The sequence below is a fragment of the Erythrobacter fulvus genome (assembly GCF_028595285.1).
Taxonomy (GTDB): domain Bacteria; phylum Pseudomonadota; class Alphaproteobacteria; order Sphingomonadales; family Sphingomonadaceae; genus Erythrobacter; species Erythrobacter fulvus.
Genome location: NZ_JAQQXQ010000001.1, coordinates 246,545 through 265,631 on the forward strand (window position 1 = coordinate 246,545; position 19,087 = coordinate 265,631).

A 19,087-nucleotide genomic window follows, 5' to 3' on the forward strand; every position below is an offset into this window, starting at 1 on the left:
ATTACCTGTCCCGCCACCGTCGCCAGGCCAATGCGGCATGAAAGATGGTGGCCATGATCGCCAGCGTCCAGCGCTGGTCGGGCGCCCGGTCGTTCAATGAAGGTACGACTTCGAACAACAGGATGATCCCCGCAAAGGTCAAGGCCCAATTGGCCGCAAAGGCAATTTGCGTGCGCACGAATTCATCGTTCGACCAGCTGAGGACGAGACCGATCAGGCTGCCGACAACCATGCCCGAACATACAGGCGTAAGGACGGCGATTTTCCCGAAGTGCAGCGAAGCGAGAAGAACGATGCACGCCGGCAGTCCGGCCCACAGAGCCACATAGGCGAAGGAGCGATCCTGCTCGTCGGCAGTAAAAATGCCAGTGCTGAAACCGCGCGGTCGATAGGGCATCACATGTCTCCCAGCAGGCGCTTGATGAACAGGCCGATGTAGAAGGATGCGATTTGCAGCACGAGAACGGTATCGGCGGGAATTGAGCGTTCTGAACTTCTGTTGGTGAGTCCGTCGATAAAGCCTTCGACAAAGGAGAGGCCGATGAAGGAGATCAGCATGGTGCCGAAGGCGACGCTGGCCCCGGCGTTCCACAGGCCGAGCGTGTATTCGTCGGCCTTACGGGTTGCCAGCATGGCAAAGCTGCCGATCATCAGAAGCGCGGTGCCGGGCATGCCGATCAGGCCCCACGCGTCGACCGCCTGCGCCGCGCCAACCAGCAACAGGCCCGACAATCCGATCCAGCTGCCGCCCATGAAGATGTTCGCCTTGTTCATCGTGCATCCCTCCAGCGCAGGAACTGGAAGAGCGCCACGAACACCATCATGTAACCGATCCAGGCGATGTAGATTGCCGGCCCCATGGTTACTTCCCTGAAAGGCCAGGCGAGGATGGGCGGCAAAGGCTTTGGCTGACCGAGTGCGTAAAACAGCGACCAATAGACCACCATATAGATCAACGGGGCCAAAGCCGTCAGATACGCCATCACAACAAAGCTGCGTTTCCACAGCTGTTCGCAATATTCATCGCGCATGAACTTCGCGCAAATCAGGATTACCGGAACAACCAGAATGAAGAACGTAACAAAGGCCAGAAAGACGGCCCGTACAGGTTCCGGCAGTACGGTGCTGATGTCGTAATCGAAGAAATAGCTGATGATCGGTTCGATAGCCGCATACGCAACAGCAACCAGACTGGCGTCCATCAGCCAGAAATAGGCCCTGTATCGCAATGCCTTGCGGGATCTTTCGGACATCTGCATCAGTCTGGCGCTCTCATTTCAGGCTTGAAGAAGGATTGGCGGAGGGGCGCGGGGCCTGCCCCTCCGCCAGGGGTATCACACGCCGGGAGTGGCGGCGGGCGATGCGGGGGTATTCTCTGCGAGGCGGACCCGATCGATCCGGGCATTGGCTACCGCCACGCGGATTGCCGGGGCGGCTGCGGCCAGCGCGCCGGCCTGGCATTCACGCTCGAGCCGCAGCGACGCGCTGTCCCGGCCGCCGTTGCGGCACATCTGGCGCGCCTTGGTGCGCACCCGCTCGTCGAGCCGGGCGACACCTTCACGGGTCGTAAGGTCGAGATCGTCATGCGCGATAACGGTTTCGAAGTCGGTCGCGTTGACGGGGTTGGCCATCGCGGGGGTGACAGCAACCAGTGCGACGGCTGCGGCGGCAAGGGGAGGACGAGAGGACATAGGGGGTCTCCTGGGGAGGAAGAGTTTGTCACGACAACCTTCCGGAATGTCAGGTTGCCCTTACTTTATGTCGAGATTCGCTAACCATGTCAACATGACCTGACATTTGGTCATGCAGACCTTACGAAAAGCCCCGATTTCTGCGGGTTTCAGGGGCGTTTCGGATGTGCAAAAAGCACCGATGCTGCGGCGCGGCATTGACCCGGTGGGGGGCTTGGGTCATGGCCCCCGGCATGGAATCAGAGGCCAAATCACCGGCGCGCGAATCGGCTCCTGACGGGCGCGATCCGACCCGCAGTTTTCAGGACATGATCCTGACGCTCCACGATTTCTGGAGCGCCAATGGCTGCGTGATCCTGCAGCCCTATGACATGCGCATGGGTGCAGGCACGTTTCACACCGCCACGACGCTGCGCGCTTTGGGTCCGGAACCGTGGAACGCTGCCTTTGTGCAGCCCTGCCGCCGCCCGACCGACGGGCGCTATGGCGAAAACCCCAACCGGCTGCAGCACTATTACCAGTATCAGGTCATCCTGAAGCCTTCGCCAGCGGATATTCAGGAGCTCTACCTCGCCAGCCTCAAGGCAATCGGCATCGATCCGCTGGCGCACGATATCCGCTTTGTCGAGGACGACTGGGAGTCGCCGACGCTCGGCGCATGGGGGCTGGGCTGGGAGGTCTGGTGCGACGGGATGGAAGTCACCCAGTTCACTTACTTCCAGCAGATGGGCGGGTTCGACTGCAAACCGGTCGCGGGCGAGCTGACCTACGGTCTCGAACGTCTGGCGATGTACATTCAGGGCGTCGACAACGTCTACGATCTGGCCTTCAACCAGCACGGCGTCAGTTACGGCGACGTTTTCCTCGAAAACGAACGCCAGATGTCGAAGTGGAACTTCGAAGTCGCCGAAACCGACGCGCTGTTTGATCTCTTCGCCAAGGCCGAGGCGGAGTGCCGCAACGCGCTTTCCGCAGGCGTGCCGATTGCCGCCTATGAACAGGCGATCGAGGCGAGCCACGTGTTCAATCTGCTTCAGGCGCGCGGCGTCATCTCGGTGCAGGAACGCGCCAGCTACATGGGCCGGGTGCGTGACTTGGCGCGTTCGTCCTGCGAGGCCTATGCCGAGAAGATGAGCCCCGAATGGGAAGCCAAGTACCCCGGGTGGAGGCTCGTCTGATGGCTGACTTCCTGCTCGAATTGCGCTGCGAGGAAATCCCTGCCCGGATGCAGGCGGGCGCGCGCGCTGAACTGGAAAAGCTGTTCCGGAAGCAATTGGAGGCTGACGGGATAAGCGTTGAGGATTTGAGAGTCTGGTCAACTCCTCGTCGTCTGGCATTGATCGCTCGGGGTCTTCCGTTGGAAACCGAGGCAACATCAATCGAGGTAAAGGGGCCTCGAGTTGGTGCACCTGATCAAGCAATAAATGGATTTTTGGGGCGCTACCTCGCCGATCGAGAAGAACTGGTCGAGCGGAACGGTGTCTACTTTTTGGAGCGTTTGGCTGCTGGACGCCCCATCTCTCGCGTTCTCCAAGAAGCTGTGGAAACGCTTGTACGCGAATTCAGTTGGCCCAAGTCGATGCGTTGGGGCGAGGCGTCGATTAGCACCGATAGCTTGCGTTGGGTCCGCCCGTTGTCTGGCATTGTCGCAATTCTAGACGGCGATGTGCTCGAATGCGATGTGCCCGGCGTTCCAGTGGGCCGCGAGACGATCGGCCACCGCTTCCATTCCTCCGGCACGATCACCATCAGCGATGCTGACATCTACGAGCTCAAGCTACTCGGCCATAAAGTGATCGTCGATCACGAGGAGCGCCAGAACATCATCCGCGAAGGCGCGGCGAGGGTTGCGGCGGAGGCTGGCTTGACGCTGGTCGCCGACGAAGGTCTGGTGATCGAGAACGCGGGGCTGACCGAATGGCCCGTGCCGCTGCTCGGCCGCTTCGACGAGGCCTTCCTCGACGTGCCGCCCGAAGTGATCCAGCTGACCGCGCGGGTGAACCAGAAATATTTCGTGTGCGAGGATGCGGGCGGGAAACTCGCCAACGCCTTCGTGTGCACCGCCAATATCGAGGCGGCGGACCCGGCAGTGGTGGTCGACGGCAACCGCAAGGTGCTCGCTGCGCGGCTCTCCGACGCGCGCTTCTTCTGGGAGCAGGACCAGAAGACGCCGCTTGCGGAACACGCGAAGAAGCTGTCGCGCATCACCTTCCACGAGAAGCTCGGGACGGTGGCCGACAAGGTCGAACGCGTGGCAAAGCTGGCGGAATGGTTGGCGAGCGAAGGCATCGTGCCGAATTGCGATCCCGCACTAGCGCGGCAGGCGGCGGAATTGTGCAAGGCCGATCTCGTCACCGAGATGGTCGGCGAATTCCCCGAATTGCAGGGCCTGATGGGCGGATATTATGCCACCAAGGAAGGTCTGCCGGTCGAGGTCGCGGAGGCGATCCGCGATCACTACAAGCCGGTCGGGCAGGGCGATGAAGTGCCGACCGCGCCGGTGACGGTGGCGGTTTCGTTGGCGGACAAGCTGGATACGCTGGCCCAATTCTTCCGGATTGATGAGCGACCGACCGGATCAAAGGACCCCTTCGCTCTCCGCCGAGCCGTGCTTGGCCTTGTTAGCTTGACCGTACAAAATGGGCTTCGTTACGATTTTCTCGCTGCTTTTGATCAGGCGGTTGAGGGAGACCTATCGTTAGAAACGGCGACTGCTGGAGGGCACTTCGCGTCGTTCGTTATTGACCGGCTTAAGGTTCAGCAGCGTGATGCCGGCGTTCGCCATGATGTGATTGACGCGGTAGCCTCATTTGGCGGTGATGACGACGTGGGCAGCGAGCGGGACATCGTCCGCCTGCTCGCCCGTGTTCATGCGCTCCAGGCCTTTGTTACGACCGAGGACGGCACCAACCTGCTCGCGGGCTACAAGCGTGCGGCCAACATCCTCAAGAAGGAAGGCTGGCAGGGTGGTGGCGAACCGGAACATACGGGAGAGGAAGATCCGCTCGCGTTGGTCGATGCGCCCGGCATGGCGGAGATTGTTGCCGAACAGGCTCACCCGTCGGGCACACACCTTTCCTACACCCTCGAACCCGCCGAAAAGGCGCTGATCGACGCGCTCGATACTGCTGCTCCGCGCGCTGCGCAGGCGGTGGAGGCAGAGCAGTTCGCCGATGCGATGGCGGCGCTCGCCACCTTGCGCGCCCCGATCGACAGGTTCTTTGAAGAGGTGACTGTCAACGCCGATGAGTCTGAAAAGCGCAAGGCGCGCCTCGCCCTGCTTGCGCGTTTCCGGGATGCGGTCCACCGGGTCGCGGATTTCAGCCGGATCGAAGGATGATTCCGGCGCTCGCCCCTGTGTTCGTCACCTTCGCGAAAGGCGAGCAATATTAGGGGTTAAGGGTAGTCCGCAAAGGTGACACGGTGTCGCCTTTGTATACTTTGTAATTTTTGATCATTTGCGGGAAATTTCATGATTATGAAAACGGTCTATGTATTCGGAGGCAAAGCCGACCATTCCGACCCGCGCCAGAAGGACAAGACCATTACCGGCGGCAAGGGCGCGAACCTTGCCGAAATGGCCAGCATCGGCCTGCCGGTGCCCCCGGGCTTCACCATCACCACCGAGGAATGCGTCGCCTATCTGCGCGACGGTGCGGATTTCTCGGACGGCTTGAAGGCCGCCGTTGCTGATGCACTCGCCCATGTCGAGGCGACCGTGGGCAAGACATTCGGCGATGCGGCTGATCCGCTGCTGGTTTCGGTGCGATCGGGTGCCCGCGTTTCGATGCCGGGGATGATGGACACCGTCCTCAACCTCGGTCTCAATGATGCGACCGTCGAGGGCTTGTCGGCCTCCTCGGGCGATGCGCGCTTTGCCTGGGACAGCTATCGCCGCTTCATCCAGATGTATTCGGACGTTGTGCTGGGCATCGATCACGGGTTGTTCGAAGAAGCGCTCGAGATCGCCAAGGAAGACAAGGGCTTCTACAACGATACCGAGATGAACGCGGCCGACTGGCAGGCGCTCGTCAGCGAATACAAAAGCATTGTCGAAGGCGAGCTGGGCCGTCCGTTCCCGCAGGACGTGCATGAACAGCTGTGGGGCGCAATCCGAGCCGTGTTCGACAGCTGGGATTCGGACCGCGCCAAGGTCTATCGCCGGCTGAACGATATTCCGGGCGACTGGGGCACCGCTGTCAACGTGCAGGCGATGGTGTTCGGCAATATGGGCGAAACCAGCGCCACCGGTGTCGCCTTTACCCGCGATCCGGCGACCGGCACCCGCGCCTATTACGGCGAATATCTGATCAACGCGCAGGGCGAGGACGTGGTGGCGGGCATCCGCACGCCGCAATATCTCACCAAGGCGGCGCGTGAGGCGGCAGGCGCCAAGCCGCTGTCGATGGAAGAGGCGCTGCCTGACGCCTATGCCGAACTCGCCCGCGTGTTCGACCTGCTGGAACTCCACTACAAGGACATGCAGGACATCGAATTCACGGTGGAACGCGGCAAGCTGTGGATGCTCCAGACGCGCTCCGGCAAGCGCACCGCCAAGGCCGCGCTCAAGATGGCGGTCGACATGGTGGGCGAGGGCCTGATCGACGAGCGCGAGGCGGTGCGACGGGTCGATCCTATGGCGCTGGACCAGCTGCTCCACCCGACTCTCGATCCCAAGGCCGAGCGTAACGTGCTGACTACCGGCCTTCCTGCCTCGCCCGGTGCGGCGGCGGGGAAGATTGTGCTCGATGCCGACACTGCCGAACAATGGGCGGGTCGCGGCGAGAAGGTCATTCTGGTGCGGGTCGAAACTTCGCCGGAAGACATTCACGGGATGCACGCGGCGCAGGGCATCCTGACCGCGCGTGGCGGCATGACGTCGCACGCAGCGGTTGTGGCCCGCGGCATGGGCCGTCCTTGCGTTTCGGGCGCGGGCGCTGTCTCGATCGACCGTGCCAGCCGCACGCTGCGGATCGGATCGACCGAGCTGAAAGAAGGCGATGCCATCACGCTCGACGGGGCGACGGGGCAGGTGATGCTCGGCATTGTCCCGACCGTGGAGCCGGAGCTGGCAGGCGATTTCGGCACGCTGATGGTGTGGGCCGACAAGCTGCGCCGGATGAAGGTGCGCACCAATGCCGAAACGCCCGACGACTGCCGCATGGCGCGCCAGTTCGGGGCGGAAGGCATCGGGCTGTGCCGTACCGAGCACATGTTCTTCGAAGCTTCGCGCATCTCGCTTGTCCGGCAGATGATTTTGGCCGAGGACGAGGCAGGCCGCCGCCGTGCGCTGGAAAAGCTGCTGCCCGAACAGCGCGCCGATTTCACCGCGATCTTCGAGGTGATGGCGGGCCTGCCGTGCACGATCCGTCTGCTCGATCCGCCGCTGCACGAATTCCTGCCGCACGCAGACGAGGAATTTGCCGAGCTCGCCGATGCAACCGGCCTAGGCGTCGATCACCTCAAGCGGCGTGCGGGCGAACTGCATGAATTCAACCCGATGCTGGGCCACCGCGGCTGCCGTTTGGGGATCACCTTCCCCGAGATTTACGAGATGCAGGCGCGCGCGATCTTCGAGGCCGTGTGTGCGGTGAAGCAGTCGAGTGGCGAGGCCCCGCTGCCCGAAATCATGATCCCGCTGGTCGCCACCAAGCGCGAGCTGGCCTTGCTGCGGGCGCTGGTCGACAAGACGGCCGAGGCGGTGTTCGCGGAAACCGGCACGCGGGTCGATTACCTCGTCGGCACCATGATCGAACTGCCGCGCGCGGCGCTGATGGCAGGCGAGATTGCCGAGGAAGGCGCGTTCTTCAGCTTCGGGACCAATGACTTGACGCAGACCACGCTCGGCGTGAGTCGCGACGATGCGGCGCGGTTCCTCAGCGTCTATGTCGACAAGGGCATCTTCCCGCGCGATCCCTTCGTCAGCCTCGATATCGACGGCGTCGGCCAGCTGGTCGAACTGGCGGCGGAGCGCGGCCGGGCGACGCGGCCGGACATCAAGCTCGGCATCTGCGGCGAGCATGGCGGCGATCCGGCGAGCATCGCCTTCTGCGAGAGCGTGGGGCTCGATTACGTCAGCGCCTCGCCCTACCGCGTGCCGATTGCGCGACTGTCGGCGGCGCAAGCGGCTCTCAAGAAGGGCTAGGTTCCGGCCAGCGAGCGTCGCCCGGTGAGGGTGATGATCTCGAAGGTCTCCGGCGTCTTGCCATCGCTATCGGTGCGCGCGGCAAAACCGGCGCGGGCACGGGCGAGGGCGGGTTTGCCGAGCGGAGACGCCGGTTTGGCAAGAGCGTTTCCCAGCCCCTGATCGCGCAGGTCGGCCACGAGCCGGTCCAGCGAGGAATAGCGGACGGTGAGCGCATGGGTGTCCACCACCGGGTCTTTCCACCCAGCACGCTGGAGCAGGCCCGGTGCGGCGCGCGGATCGACCAGCGGGTGCATTCGCGCTGCCGGACGATCGGGCTCGGCATCGATCATCGCGGCGCGCAGGGCCGGAAGGCTCTGGCCACCAATGAAATGGGCCATCACGAGGCCGCCCGGAGCCAGAGCATTGCGCAGATGGATCAGCGCGCCGGGCAAGTCATTGATCGCATCGAGCAAGCCGATGATGGCGATGAAATCATAGCCGCCCGATGGGAGGGGTGCCTCCAGATCGAATTCGCCCGGTTCGTCCACCGCGGCACCGGACGTACGGAGATGAACGGCCAGCCCATCGGTCCAGTCGCCCAGAACCAGTGCGCGCGCCGGTTCGTGGCGCAAGAATGCGAGGCGCTCCAGCGTTTCCTCGATCATGTCGTCGGCGATGAAGCTTGCGGCATCGGCGCGCTCGCGGCGATGCCGGGCGCGGTCCAGGCGTCGGGCGCGGCGTGTCGTACTGAAAATCGTCGGGATAGGCGCAGGTGTCATTCCGCGTGCCCTGCCGCGCTTGCCAGCGTAGCGCAAGCCGTGCGACACCTTGCAGCGATGGCAGTGGTCGCACACCTGTCCCGGAGCATGAAGCCGCTGGTAGATCTCGTCTATCCGCCGCGCTGCCCCTTGTGCGGGGTCGCTATCGCCGAACAGGCCGGACTTTGCGGCGATTGCTGGGGATTGCTCGATATACCCGGCGGTGCGTCGGACGATCCCGAAGCCTTGCCGGGCGGCACAGTGATCCGCGTCCATGCCGTGACCTATTATAATGATGCCTCGCGCCGGCTCGTGCTGGATTACAAGCATGGTGGAAGGATCGCGCATGCACGGCTTTTGGCGCGGCTGATCGCGGCGCGCCTGCCGGATGAGGATCCGCACAGGCCTGCGCCCTTGCTGGTTCCGGTGCCGCTGCATCGCTGGCGCTTGTGGCGGCGAGGGTTCAATCAGGCTGCTCTGCTTGCCGAAGAACTGGCAAGGCTGGGCAAGGGCACGCTTCTGGTCGACGGATTGGAGCGGCATCGTCGAACCGTCAGTCTTGGCGGGCTTGGGCGCGAGGCGCGGGAGCGCGCTTTGGCGGGAGCCATCAGGATCAACCCGCGCCGACGCACGCGCATCGAAGGTCGTGATGTGCTGGTGGTGGACGATGTGCTCACCAGCGGCGCAACTACCCGCGCATGCGCCGAGGCTCTAGCTCAAGCAGGTGCGCGCAGTATCGCGGTCGCCTGTTTTGCGCGGGTAGGGGAGGCGGGTGACGGCATATAAACGAAACGCCCGGGGCCTTTTGAGCCCCGGACGCCGCGTGACGAAACGGTTCGGATCCACCCTTGCGGGCCAAGATGGCCACCCCCTAGTGGGCCATCGGGATCCAGTCCCTCATCGTTCAACCGGTCGCACTGGCACCCCGCTGCCAGTCTGCGGTCCGGTCACCCCCTGAACCCGGCATCGGGCGATGCCATTGTTCGGTGGAGAACCTCTTGCGAAGTCCATGCGGCCTTGTTCCATCCCGGCCCCCGATGCGGAAGGCCTAACCATGGCTACGGACATTTTTTGCAAGCCGCTGTTGTGAACTTGCAACATTCCGCGCATGAGCGCGGCGTTTTCTTCAACTTTCGGTGTCGGTCCACCGGCGCCGAGCCGCAATTCCGCCGGAGACTTGGATGGCCGACCAGGAGCTGAGCGCCAGCGAACGCGAGCAAGGCGCGCGTTTCGCCCCGAAATTCGACGCCGCCGGTTTGCTGACCGCCGTTGTGGTCGATGCCGTATCGGCACAGGTTCTGGTCGTGGCGCACATGAACCATGAGGCTCTCGAAAAGACGCTGGCTAGCGGGCGGGTTCATTTCTGGTCGCGATCGCGCAAGGCTTTGTGGCTGAAGGGCGAGACTTCGGGCCATTTTCTCAATGTCGAGGAAGTGCTGGTCGATTGCGATCAGGATGCGCTTGTGATTCGGGCGCGGGCGGAAGGGCCGACTTGCCATACCGGTGCCCGGAGCTGTTTCTACCGGCGGGTAGATGGCGACGGGGAGAGTGCCGTTCTCGTAAAGGTCAAGACTTGACGCTCACGTAAAGGTAAGGTAGGGGCATGGCATGGCTACTGCTCCTGCACCGAACCAAACCGGGACCGCCGCCGAGGCCGAGCCGCGTCGCAACGGGGCGCACCTTGATCGTCCCGACATTCATGAGCGCGAGCAATTCACGATTTCCGATCTTACTTCGGAATTCGGCTGCACTGCTCGTGCCTTGCGCTTTTATGAGGATGAAGGCCTGATCAGTCCGGCGCGCGTCGGGCTGACGCGGGTCTATTCCAAGCGTGACCGTGCGCGCCTTGCATGGATCATGCGCGCCAAGAATGTGGGCTTCAGCCTCACCGAAATTCGCGAGATGATCGACCTTTACGATCTCGATGATGGGCGGGTCGAACAGCGCCGTGTCACCATCGAGAAATGCCGCACGCATATCGCCAAGTTGAAGGCGCAGCGTGACGATATCGATTCATCGATCAAGGAACTGACCGATTTCGTTGCCGAAATCGAAAAACTCGATCTTCGCTGAGCCCCTGGGCTTGGCTTCAACACCAAACGTTCAAGACCGCATACCGAAGGGATCACGAGATGCCGACCTATACCGCGCCCACCCGCGATACGCGCTTCATCGTCAATGAAGTGCTCGACCTTGCCAGCTACGGCAACCTGCCGGGTTTCGAGAACGCCACCCCCGACATGATCGACACCGTCATCAACGAGGCCGGCAAGTTCTGCGCCGAAGTGCTCGCGCCGATCAATCAGGCCGGTGACGAACATGGCTGCACCCGTCATGAAGATGGCTCTGTGACGACGCCTCCGGGCTTCAAGGAAGCCTATCAGGCCTATGTCGAAAGCGGTTGGGGCACCCTGGCCCAGCCCGAGGAATTCGGCGGTCAGGGTCTGCCGCACGTTCTCGGCTTTGTGCTGGAAGAATATACCGGCACCGCCAATCAGGCCTTTGCCATGTATCCCGGCCTTACCGCCGGTGCGATCTCGGCCATCCTCGCCAAGGGATCGGACGAACAGAAGGCGATGTATGTCCCCAAGATGATCTCTGGCGAATGGTCGGGCACCATGAACCTGACTGAGCCGCATTGCGGCACAGATCTGGGCATGATCCGCACCAAGGCCGTGCCGAACGGCGATGGCACCTATGCGATCACCGGCACCAAGATCTTCATCTCGGCCGGCGAGCATGACCTTACCAGCAACATCATTCACCTTGTGCTGGCCAAGACCCCGGGCGCGCCGGACAGCACGAAGGGTATCTCGCTGTTCATCGTGCCCAAGTTCATCCTCGACGAGAATGGCGAGCCGGCGCAACGCAACGGCGTCTCCTGCGGGTCGATTGAAAAGAAGATGGGCATCCACGGCAACGCCACATGCCTCCTCAACTATGACGGCGCGACCGGCTACATGGTGGGCGAGGAGAACAAGGGCTTGGCCGCGATGTTCATCATGATGAACGCCGCGCGTCTCGGGGTCGGGATCCAGGGCTATGCCCAGGCCGAAGTCGCCTATCAAAACGCAGTCACCTACGCGCTCGACCGTCGTCAGGGCCGCGCGCTGACGGGCCCGGCCGATCCCGCCGCCAAGGCCGATCCGATCTTCGTCCACCCCGACGTGCGCCGGATGCTGATGGATGCCAAGGTCTTCACCGAAGCCATGCGGGCGCTGTGCCTGTGGGGGGCGCTTCAGGTCGATCTGACGCACAAGGCCCAGACTGCTGAGGAACGCGAGATGGCCGATCTGCTGATCGGGCTGATGACCCCGGTGATCAAGGGCTACGGCACCGACAAGGGCTATGACATCGCCAACAACATGCAGCAGGTCTATGGCGGGCACGGCTACGTCAAGGAATGGGGCATGGAGCAGTTCGTGCGCGATAGCCGTATCGCCATGATCTACGAAGGCGCCAACGGCGTGCAGGCGATGGACCTGTGCGGCCGCAAGCTCGCCGCAGGTGGCGGCAAGGCGATCCAAGCCTTCTTCGCAATGATCGACGAGGAAATCGCCTCGGCCAAGCAGGACGAAACACTCAAGCCGATGGCCGAACGCCTCGAAAAGGCATTGGGCGAGCAGAAGGCGGCGACCATGTGGTTCATGCAGAACGCCATGGCCAACCCGAACCACCTCGGCGCGGGCGCGCATCACTACATGCACATCATGGGCATCGTGACGCTCGGTTTCTTCTGGCTGAAGATGGCCAAGGTCGCCGCCGCCAAGCTGGCAGGCGAGCCCGAGGACAAGGCCTTCTACGAGGCCAAGCTCGTCTCGGCCAATTACTACGCCGAACGCTTCCTGCCCGATGCCGGCGCGCTGCGGCGCAAGCTGGAAGCCGGCAGCGAGTACATGATGAAACTGCCGGCCGAGGCTTTCGCCACCGCCGCCTGATCATCTTCGAGGCAACCCGAAACAGAACGGCCGCCCTGTTATCGCAGGGCGGCCGTTTCTTTTTGCAGATAAGCGGGAAGGGCGGTTGTGCCTACTTCCCGGCTTCCTCCGCCACGACATATAGATAATCGACATAGGCCATGGTAGCCTCGTCGAGCCCGTTGACCTTGGGATCGGCGCTTTCGATCAGGAACCATTCGTTGGGCGCATGCGCGCCGCCGCCACGGCTCAGGCCGAATTGCGAGGCGGGCAGGTTGAGCGGCGGACCGTTGAAGATCACCCCCGGCCAGCTGCCGGCGTTGCGCGGGCGGATCGAATAGGGGATGCCGCTTTCGTCGAACAACCGCTTCTGCGCGCGGATCAGCACGCTGTCCTCTTCGGTCTCGTTCGGGCCGTAGCCGCCCGAGACGGTCACCTGCACATCGTCGAAGCCGCGCTTGGCAAGGTGCGCCTTGAGCTTCGACACCGCCTCGGCCTTGGTCATCGCAGGAACCAGACGAAATTCCAGCTTCGCCTCGGCCCGGCCGGGCAACACCGTCTTGCCGCCGGGGCCCGTATATCCCGCAATCAGGCCCTGGATGTTGACGGTCGGCTGCGAATAGAAACGTTCGAGGCTGGTGATGTAGTCCTCGTCGTCGATCCAGCGCCCGACGCCCAGCGCCGCCTTTTCCTGATCTTCGGGATTCAGCTTCGCGCTTTCGGCGATCAGCTGCTTTTGTCGATCGGTCAGCGGGCGGACATTTTCGAACCAGCCATCGATTACGGGCGTGTGCCCGTCATCGGCCACCAGCGTGTCGAGTGCCTTGACCAACCGCCAGGCGGGGTTCTCGATCCGCGCGTGGTTGGACGAGTGGATGTCGGTCTTGGGATATTTGTCCGACGTCTCGCCGCCCACTACCAGCTGGAATTCGACCGCGCCTTTCGCACCGAGCGTGATGTTGGCGCCGCCATCCTTGCTTTGCGCGGCTGACGGGATGAACACGCCGATGGTCTTGGCGAGCGCCGCCTGCACTTCCGGAACAGCCACGACCTGATCGAAGTGGGTCGAGGCGACTTCCTCCTCCCCTTCGGCCACCAGCACGAGGTTCACCGGCAGCTTGCGCCCGCTCGCCTGAATCGCCTTGATCGCGGCAAGGAAGGCCATTTCCGGGCCTTTCTGGTTCACCGCCCCGCGTCCGTAGATCGCCAGCCCTTCGCCCGGCCGCTCGACGAGCCGGCCTTCAAGCGGGGGCGAGTCCCATTCTGCCGGGTCGAACTGCTTGACGTCATACATGAAATAGATGCCGAGCGTGGTTGGCGCCCCGGCGTCAAGCGTCGCGAATACCGCGGGCACGCCGTCGGTCGGAATGATCTTTGCCTGCTGGAACCCGGCCTCGCGCGCCAGCTGCATCATGTATTCCGCGCCTTCGGGGGTGTTGCGCTTTTCCGCCGCGATGGTGGGCAGGGCGATCCAGTCCTGCAAAGCCTTGATCGTGGCGTCATGCTGCGCTTCCACCGTTGCTGCGATTTTCTCGCGTTCGGGCGTTTCCGCTGAGACTGGCGCAATCGCCAGTGCGAGCGCCGCCACCATACCCAAGCCTGCAATCCGTCGTGCCATCATCAAACTCCACAGTTACCGTTTGCGCCGCGAAGCTATCAGCGCCTCGGGGTTTGGCAACGGCTTTCGCGCCGGATCATGCGGTGGGGACAGCGCAGCGGACAAGGCTGGTAAGCGGGCGGATGATCGGCCACACACGGGCGGGGCGAGGATACGGAAGGAACGCGGCGCGTATGGGCAAGACTATTCTGGCGGTTGCGACGGCATGGGCGATGGTCGCCGGGGCAATGGCTGCGCCTGCTTTTGCGCAGACACAGTCAAGCGAGGCGGCGGCGTTCCAGACCTCGCTTCGCGCCGATCTCGACGGGCAGTATGATCAGGTGATCGCCGATCTGGTGCGCATCACCGAAACCCCTGCGCCGCCGTTCAAGGAGTCGGCGCGTGCCGCGCTGGTTGCGCAGATGCTGCGCGATGCGGGCTTGGACAATGTAACAATTGATGCGGAGGGCAATGTCCTCGCGCTGCGTCCCGGAACGGAAGAGGGCCCGGTATTCGTCGTTTCGGCGCACCTCGATACCGTGTTTCCCGAAGGCACGCCGATCAAGGTGACGCGCGACGGGGACCGGCTGTTTGCGCCCGGTATCGGGGACGACAGCCTCGGCCTTGCCTCGATGCTGGCATGGGTGCGTCATCTCGAAAATAAGGCGCTCGCCACCCGCCAACCGATCCTGTTCGTTGCCACGGTGGGCGAGGAAGGCGCGGGCGATCTGCGCGGGGTGCGTCACCTGTTCACGCAAGGGGCCTACAAGGGCAGGATCGGTGCCTTCCTCTCAATCGACAACACCAATGCAGGGCGGATCGTCCATGCGGCGGTCGGATCGCGCCGCTACCGCGTAACGTTCAACGGGCCCGGCGGGCATAGCTACGGCGCGTTCGGGATCGTCAATCCGATGGCGGCCATGGCCGAAACGGTTCGCGGGATTTATGCCATTGAGGTGCCGTCCGATCCCAAGACGACCTATGCCGCCAGCATGGTGAGCGGCGGTACTTCAGTGAACGCCATTCCCGATAAGATCGAGCTGCAGATCGACATGCGCTCGAGCCATCCGGCAGATCTGGCAAAGCTGGAGCAAGCCGTGCTGGCCGCAGCCGAGACGGCTGTCGCCGGCGAAAACGCCGCCCGCGATACCAAGGATGGAACGATCACACTGGTTGCGGAGCTTATCGGTGACCGTCCGGCGGGCATGACCCCTGCCGATCACCCGTTGGTGCAGACCGCCTATACCGCTTCGCAGGCAGCAGGGTTCAAGGCCCGGCTCGACGATTCCTCAACCGATTCGAACATTCCGATGAGCCTCGGCATCCCGGCGCTCACCATCGGTAGCGGGGCGGGTGGCGGGCGCACGCACAGCACCGAGGAATATCTCAATATCGGGCGCGAACGGTTCGTGGCTGGTCTGTCGGTCGGACTTGCCGTGATCCTTGCCCAGACGAAGGTGCGCCCGCGCTAGAGACTATTCCAGCGCTCCCATGTGACGCTGCGTTCCGGGCTTGACCTTGGGTGTGGTGGCAGCGGCAGCCAGGCGTTCCGACAGCGTCGTTCCCGGCCGGATGGCGATTTGCGGACGCTCCGCCGCGGGCTTATTGGCGGCGGCCAGCGGGGCTGGCTCGGCGGCGGGTTTCTGCGCCGCCTCGACGGGTTCTGGCGGCGGTGCTTCATCCGGTGCCGGTTGCGCTGCTGCCTGCGGGGGCGGCGGCGCGGGCTGCGGTACGGCTTCCGGTTGTTCCTGGCCGGCAGATGCCGTCAGGATTTTGTCCGCCACTTCCTCGATCGACCCGACCACCAGCAAAGGCTGACCGCCGACGATGCCGACAGTGGTCTGGCCGTTTTCGGCAGTGCGCAGCCATGCCACGTTTTCGGCGACGACCAGGTAATTGCCGCCGCGCGATTCAAGCTTGATGAATTTCATGGTCGTCGCAATTCCGAACAGCCGAGCAGGAGATAAGTGTTCCTGAGAAGGGAATAGGGCCGGTCGGTTAAGAAAACGGTTTATGCCGGCGGCACGAATTCATGTCCCGCAGGCGGCAAGCGCTCAGGCAGCCGCTGGCGCCACTTCGTCGATCAGTCCCATTAGCGCCGCCCATGACTGCCGATCCGCGACCGGGTGAAAGGCCGGATTGGGCATCTGTGCAGGAGTCAGCGGGTTGGTGAAGCCATGTTCTACCCCTGCAAAGGACATGAACTGCCAGTCCGCGCCCACGCGGTCCATCTCCTCCCAGAAGGCGATGACGTCGCGTCGCGGCACCAACGAGTCGGCATCGCCATGGCACACGAGCATACGCGGGATAATCGGCGCATTGGCCGGCATTGGCGTGGCCAGCAGCCCGTGAAAGCTTGCCACCAGTGCAAGTTCGGCCCCGTCGCGGGCAAGCTCCAGCACCGCCATGCCGCCAAGGCAGAACCCGATGGCGATTTGCGGCACGCCGGGGGCAATGTCGGCCAGAACGGCCAGTACGGCCCGCAGGCGCCTGCGCATCGCCAGCGGATCGGCGCGCAGGCGCTCCATCGCGGCAAAAGCGCTTTCGGCGTTATGCGGCGCGTCCGGGCCATAGAAATCCGCCACCAGCGCAAGACACCCCGCCTCGGCCAGCGCCGCGGTCTTGGCCTCGACCCCGGGCGTGGTGTTCATGAAGGTCGGGAACACCGCGACCGCTGCCCGTACGGGGCCGGAGGGCCGCGCCAGCCATCCGGTCAGCGCAGTCGCTCCGTCGCGATAGGACAGCTGTTCCAGGCTCATTCGGTCGGCAGGAAGTCGGGAACCGAGAGATAGCGTTCGCCGGTGTCGTAATTGAAACCGAGGATCCGGGTGCCTTCCGCAAGTTCGGGCAGCTTTTTCGCGATCGCCGCGAGTGTCGCGCCCGACGAAATGCCCACCAGCATCCCTTCCTCACAAGCCGCGCGGCGGGCCATTTCCTTTGCGTCCTCGGCATCAACGGCGATCGCGCCGTCGATTGCCGCCGTATGCAGGTTACCGGGGATGAAGCCTGCGCCGATACCCTGGATAGGGTGAGGGCCGGGCTGACCGCCGTTGATCACCGGCGAAAGCGCCGGCTCGACTCCGTAGGCCTTCATCCCGGCCCAGTGCTTCTTCAGTTCTTCCGCGCAGCCGGTCAGGTGGCCGCCGGTGCCGACCCCGGTGATCATGACGTCGATCGGGCTATCGGCGAAGTCCGCAAGGATCTCCTGCGCGGTGGTGCGGGCGTGAATGGCAGGATTGGCGGCATTGTCGAACTGGCTCGGCATCCATGCGCCGGGCGTTTCGTCGACCAGTTGCTGCGCACGTTCGATCGCGCCCTTCATGCCCTTTTCACGCGGGGTAAGATCGAAGCTCGCGCCATAGGCCAGCATCAGGCGGCGACGCTCAACCGACATGCTTTCGGGCATCACCAGAACCAGCTTGTAGCCCTTGACCGCCGCGACCATCGCAAGACCGATGCCGGTGTTGCCGCTGGTGGGCTCGACGATAGTGCCGCCGGGCTTCAACGCACCGCGGCTTTCCGCATCCTCTACCATGGCGAGCGCGATCCGGTCCTTGATCGATCCGCCCGGATTGGCGCGTTCCGACTTTACCCACACCTCGTGGTTCGGAAACAGTCGCGACAGGCGGATGTGCGGAGTGCCGCCGATGGTGGCGAGGATGTTGTCGGCCTTCATGTCGTTACCTCTCTCTTGAGTTCCTGCGGCTCGAAGCTGCGGGCGCGGCGCAATTCGGGGAAATACCACGCCCAGATCAATGTCACGACTATCGCACCCGCCCCGCCGAATACAACCGCACCGGTCGCGCCGAGCACTGCCGCGGCAAGTCCCGACTGCATTTCGCCCAGTTCATTGGATGCGGAAATGGCGAGGCCCGAAATGGCCGATACACGCCCGCGTCGATCATCAGGGGTAAATAGCTGGACGAGCGACGAGCGGATGAACACCGAAACCATGTCGACCGCACCCATCGCCGATAGGATTGCCAGCGAAAGGAAGAAGTTGCGGGAAAAGGCAAAGGCGATCGTCAACGCCCCGAAGGCGGCGACCGCCACCAGCATCTTGATCCCGACCTCGCGGGCAAGCGGCCGGAACGACAGCCACAGCGCTACACCGGCCGCACCCAGCGCCGGAGCGGCACGCATCAGGCCAAGGCCTTCCGGCCCGACGAACAGGATGTCGCGCGCGAACACCGGCAGCAGCGCGGTTGCGCCGGCCAGCAGCACGGCAAACAGATCAAGCGTGATGCACCCCAGAAGGAAACGTTCGCGCCAGACATAGACCATGCCCTCGATGATCTGGCGAAGCGGCTTCAGCGGCGGGCCTTCGTGCTTGGCCCGTATCGGTCGCACGGTAAGAATCAGCACCATCGCCGCGCCCAGCATCCCTGCTGAAATGGCGTGCGGCAGCCATTCGGCCCTCGCGAAGATCAGTCCGCCGACAGCCGGGCCGGCCACACTCGCAGTCTGCCAAGCGATCGAGGAGAGCGCGATGGCGCGCGGCAACATCGCGGGGGGTACGACATTGGGTGCAATCGCGCTCATCGCTGGATTGACGAACACCCGCGCCGTTCCGTGTGCGGCCGCGAGCGCGAACAGAATGGGGATGTTGAGCGCATCGGCCCATGTCATCGCCGCCAGCAGCACCGCCACAAGAGCGTCGATGCCGTTCGCGAAGGCCGCGACATGGCGGCGGTCAAAACGGTCGGCGGCAAGCCCGGCAACCGGGGTGAGCACGAATAGCGGAATGAACTGCGCGAGGCCAAGCAGGCCGAGGTAGAACGACGCCTCGGCCACGCTCATCCCGTAGTCGGCACGCGCGACCTCGTAGAGCTGGTAGCCCAGCAGCACCACCATCGACATGGTGGCGAACACGGCAAGGAATCGCGCGAGCCAGTAGCGCCGGTAATCGGCGATCTTCAGAGGCGTGTCAGGTTGCATCACCGCCGCGCCATGGCAGGCGGCAAGGCTCCTGCCAAGCAGGTGAAACTTGTGCGGCT

General features: G+C 63.5%; 18 protein-coding genes. 8 read left to right on the forward strand and 10 right to left on the reverse strand.

The annotated features are described in order from the left end of the window. Position 1: 1 nt before the first annotated feature. The 4 genes from OIK40_RS01195 to OIK40_RS01210 form a co-directional block, all read right to left on the reverse strand. Positions 2–397 carry a hypothetical protein gene (locus tag OIK40_RS01195; protein ID WP_273675505.1) on the reverse strand — a complete coding sequence of 132 codons (396 nt, stop codon included), beginning with the start codon at positions 395–397 and terminating at the stop codon, positions 2–4. Continuing rightward, positions 397–774 carry a hypothetical protein gene (locus OIK40_RS01200; RefSeq protein WP_273675506.1) on the reverse strand — a complete coding sequence of 126 codons (378 nt, stop codon included), beginning with the start codon at positions 772–774 and terminating at the stop codon, positions 397–399. The genes OIK40_RS01195 and OIK40_RS01200 overlap by 1 nt, the downstream gene beginning before the upstream one ends. After that, entirely contained in the window at positions 771–1,259 is a 489-nt protein-coding gene (locus tag OIK40_RS01205) for a hypothetical protein (RefSeq protein WP_273675507.1), read from the reverse strand. Before OIK40_RS01205 ends, OIK40_RS01200 begins: the two co-directional genes overlap by 4 nt. A 75-nt stretch (positions 1,260–1,334) precedes the next feature. Next, a complete protein-coding gene (locus OIK40_RS01210; RefSeq protein ID WP_273675509.1) occupies positions 1,335–1,691 on the reverse strand; it encodes a UrcA family protein in 357 nt (118 codons plus the stop codon). 308 nt (positions 1,692–1,999) lie between these two features. Between OIK40_RS01210 and OIK40_RS01215 the strand changes: the two genes are divergently transcribed. The 3 genes from OIK40_RS01215 (at position 2,000) to ppdK (ending at position 7,836) form a co-directional block, all read left to right on the forward strand. Further along, the gene (locus OIK40_RS01215) at positions 2,000–2,869 is read left to right on the forward strand and encodes a glycine--tRNA ligase subunit alpha (protein WP_273676049.1); all 870 of its coding nucleotides are present in this window, start codon (positions 2,000–2,002) and stop codon (positions 2,867–2,869) included. Further along, entirely contained in the window at positions 2,869–5,031 is a 2,163-nt protein-coding gene (gene glyS, locus OIK40_RS01220) for a glycine--tRNA ligase subunit beta (protein WP_273675510.1), read from the forward strand. Before OIK40_RS01215 ends, glyS begins: the two co-directional genes overlap by 1 nt. A 138-nt stretch (positions 5,032–5,169) precedes the next feature. Then, a complete protein-coding gene (gene ppdK, locus OIK40_RS01225) occupies positions 5,170–7,836 on the forward strand; it encodes a pyruvate, phosphate dikinase (RefSeq protein WP_374211769.1) in 2,667 nt (888 codons plus the stop codon). On the opposite strand, the gene OIK40_RS01230 is transcribed toward ppdK, so the two are convergent. Beyond that, the gene (locus OIK40_RS01230) at positions 7,833–8,597 is read right to left on the reverse strand and encodes a class I SAM-dependent methyltransferase (RefSeq protein ID WP_273675511.1); all 765 of its coding nucleotides are present in this window, start codon (positions 8,595–8,597) and stop codon (positions 7,833–7,835) included. The genes ppdK and OIK40_RS01230 overlap by 4 nt on opposite strands. Before the next feature lie 39 nt (positions 8,598–8,636). Between OIK40_RS01230 and OIK40_RS01235 the strand changes: the two genes are divergently transcribed. The 4 genes from OIK40_RS01235 to OIK40_RS01250 all read left to right on the forward strand — a co-directional run bounded on the left by OIK40_RS01235 (position 8,637) and on the right by OIK40_RS01250 (position 12,514). Further along, a complete protein-coding gene (locus OIK40_RS01235) occupies positions 8,637–9,362 on the forward strand; it encodes a ComF family protein (RefSeq protein WP_309557457.1) in 726 nt (241 codons plus the stop codon). Positions 9,363–9,757: 395 nt separating this feature from the next. Next, a complete protein-coding gene (hisI, locus tag OIK40_RS01240) occupies positions 9,758–10,153 on the forward strand; it encodes a phosphoribosyl-AMP cyclohydrolase (protein WP_273675512.1) in 396 nt (131 codons plus the stop codon). Positions 10,154–10,184: 31 nt separating this feature from the next. Next, entirely contained in the window at positions 10,185–10,649 is a 465-nt protein-coding gene (locus OIK40_RS01245; protein ID WP_273675513.1) for a MerR family transcriptional regulator, read from the forward strand. A gap of 59 nt (positions 10,650–10,708) precedes the next feature. Then, positions 10,709–12,514, forward strand: a complete 1,806-nt coding sequence (locus tag OIK40_RS01250; protein WP_273675515.1) for an acyl-CoA dehydrogenase C-terminal domain-containing protein — start codon at positions 10,709–10,711, stop codon at positions 12,512–12,514. Between the two features lie 91 nt (positions 12,515–12,605). Here OIK40_RS01250 and OIK40_RS01255 read toward each other — a convergent pair whose 3' ends face one another. Then, on the reverse strand, positions 12,606–14,111 hold the full coding sequence (locus OIK40_RS01255) for a M20/M25/M40 family metallo-hydrolase (RefSeq protein ID WP_273675516.1): 1,506 nt from the start codon (positions 14,109–14,111) through the stop codon (positions 12,606–12,608). A gap of 173 nt (positions 14,112–14,284) precedes the next feature. Here OIK40_RS01255 and OIK40_RS01260 point away from each other — a divergent pair, with 173 nt between their 5' ends. Further along, entirely contained in the window at positions 14,285–15,562 is a 1,278-nt protein-coding gene (locus tag OIK40_RS01260) for a M20/M25/M40 family metallo-hydrolase (RefSeq protein ID WP_273675518.1), read from the forward strand. 3 nt (positions 15,563–15,565) lie between these two features. Here OIK40_RS01260 and OIK40_RS01265 read toward each other — a convergent pair whose 3' ends face one another. The 4 genes from OIK40_RS01265 to OIK40_RS01280 all read right to left on the reverse strand — a co-directional run bounded on the left by OIK40_RS01265 (position 15,566) and on the right by OIK40_RS01280 (position 19,028). Then, positions 15,566–16,021, reverse strand: a complete 456-nt coding sequence (locus OIK40_RS01265) for a hypothetical protein (RefSeq protein ID WP_273675520.1) — start codon at positions 16,019–16,021, stop codon at positions 15,566–15,568. 123 nt (positions 16,022–16,144) lie between these two features. Then, positions 16,145–16,849 carry a dienelactone hydrolase family protein gene (locus tag OIK40_RS01270; protein ID WP_273675521.1) on the reverse strand — a complete coding sequence of 235 codons (705 nt, stop codon included), beginning with the start codon at positions 16,847–16,849 and terminating at the stop codon, positions 16,145–16,147. Continuing rightward, the gene (cysK, locus tag OIK40_RS01275; RefSeq protein WP_273675522.1) at positions 16,846–17,766 is read right to left on the reverse strand and encodes a cysteine synthase A; all 921 of its coding nucleotides are present in this window, start codon (positions 17,764–17,766) and stop codon (positions 16,846–16,848) included. The genes OIK40_RS01270 and cysK overlap by 4 nt, the downstream gene beginning before the upstream one ends. Continuing rightward, entirely contained in the window at positions 17,763–19,028 is a 1,266-nt protein-coding gene (locus tag OIK40_RS01280; protein WP_273675523.1) for an MFS transporter, read from the reverse strand. The genes cysK and OIK40_RS01280 overlap by 4 nt, the downstream gene beginning before the upstream one ends. Positions 19,029–19,087 lie beyond the last annotated feature (59 nt).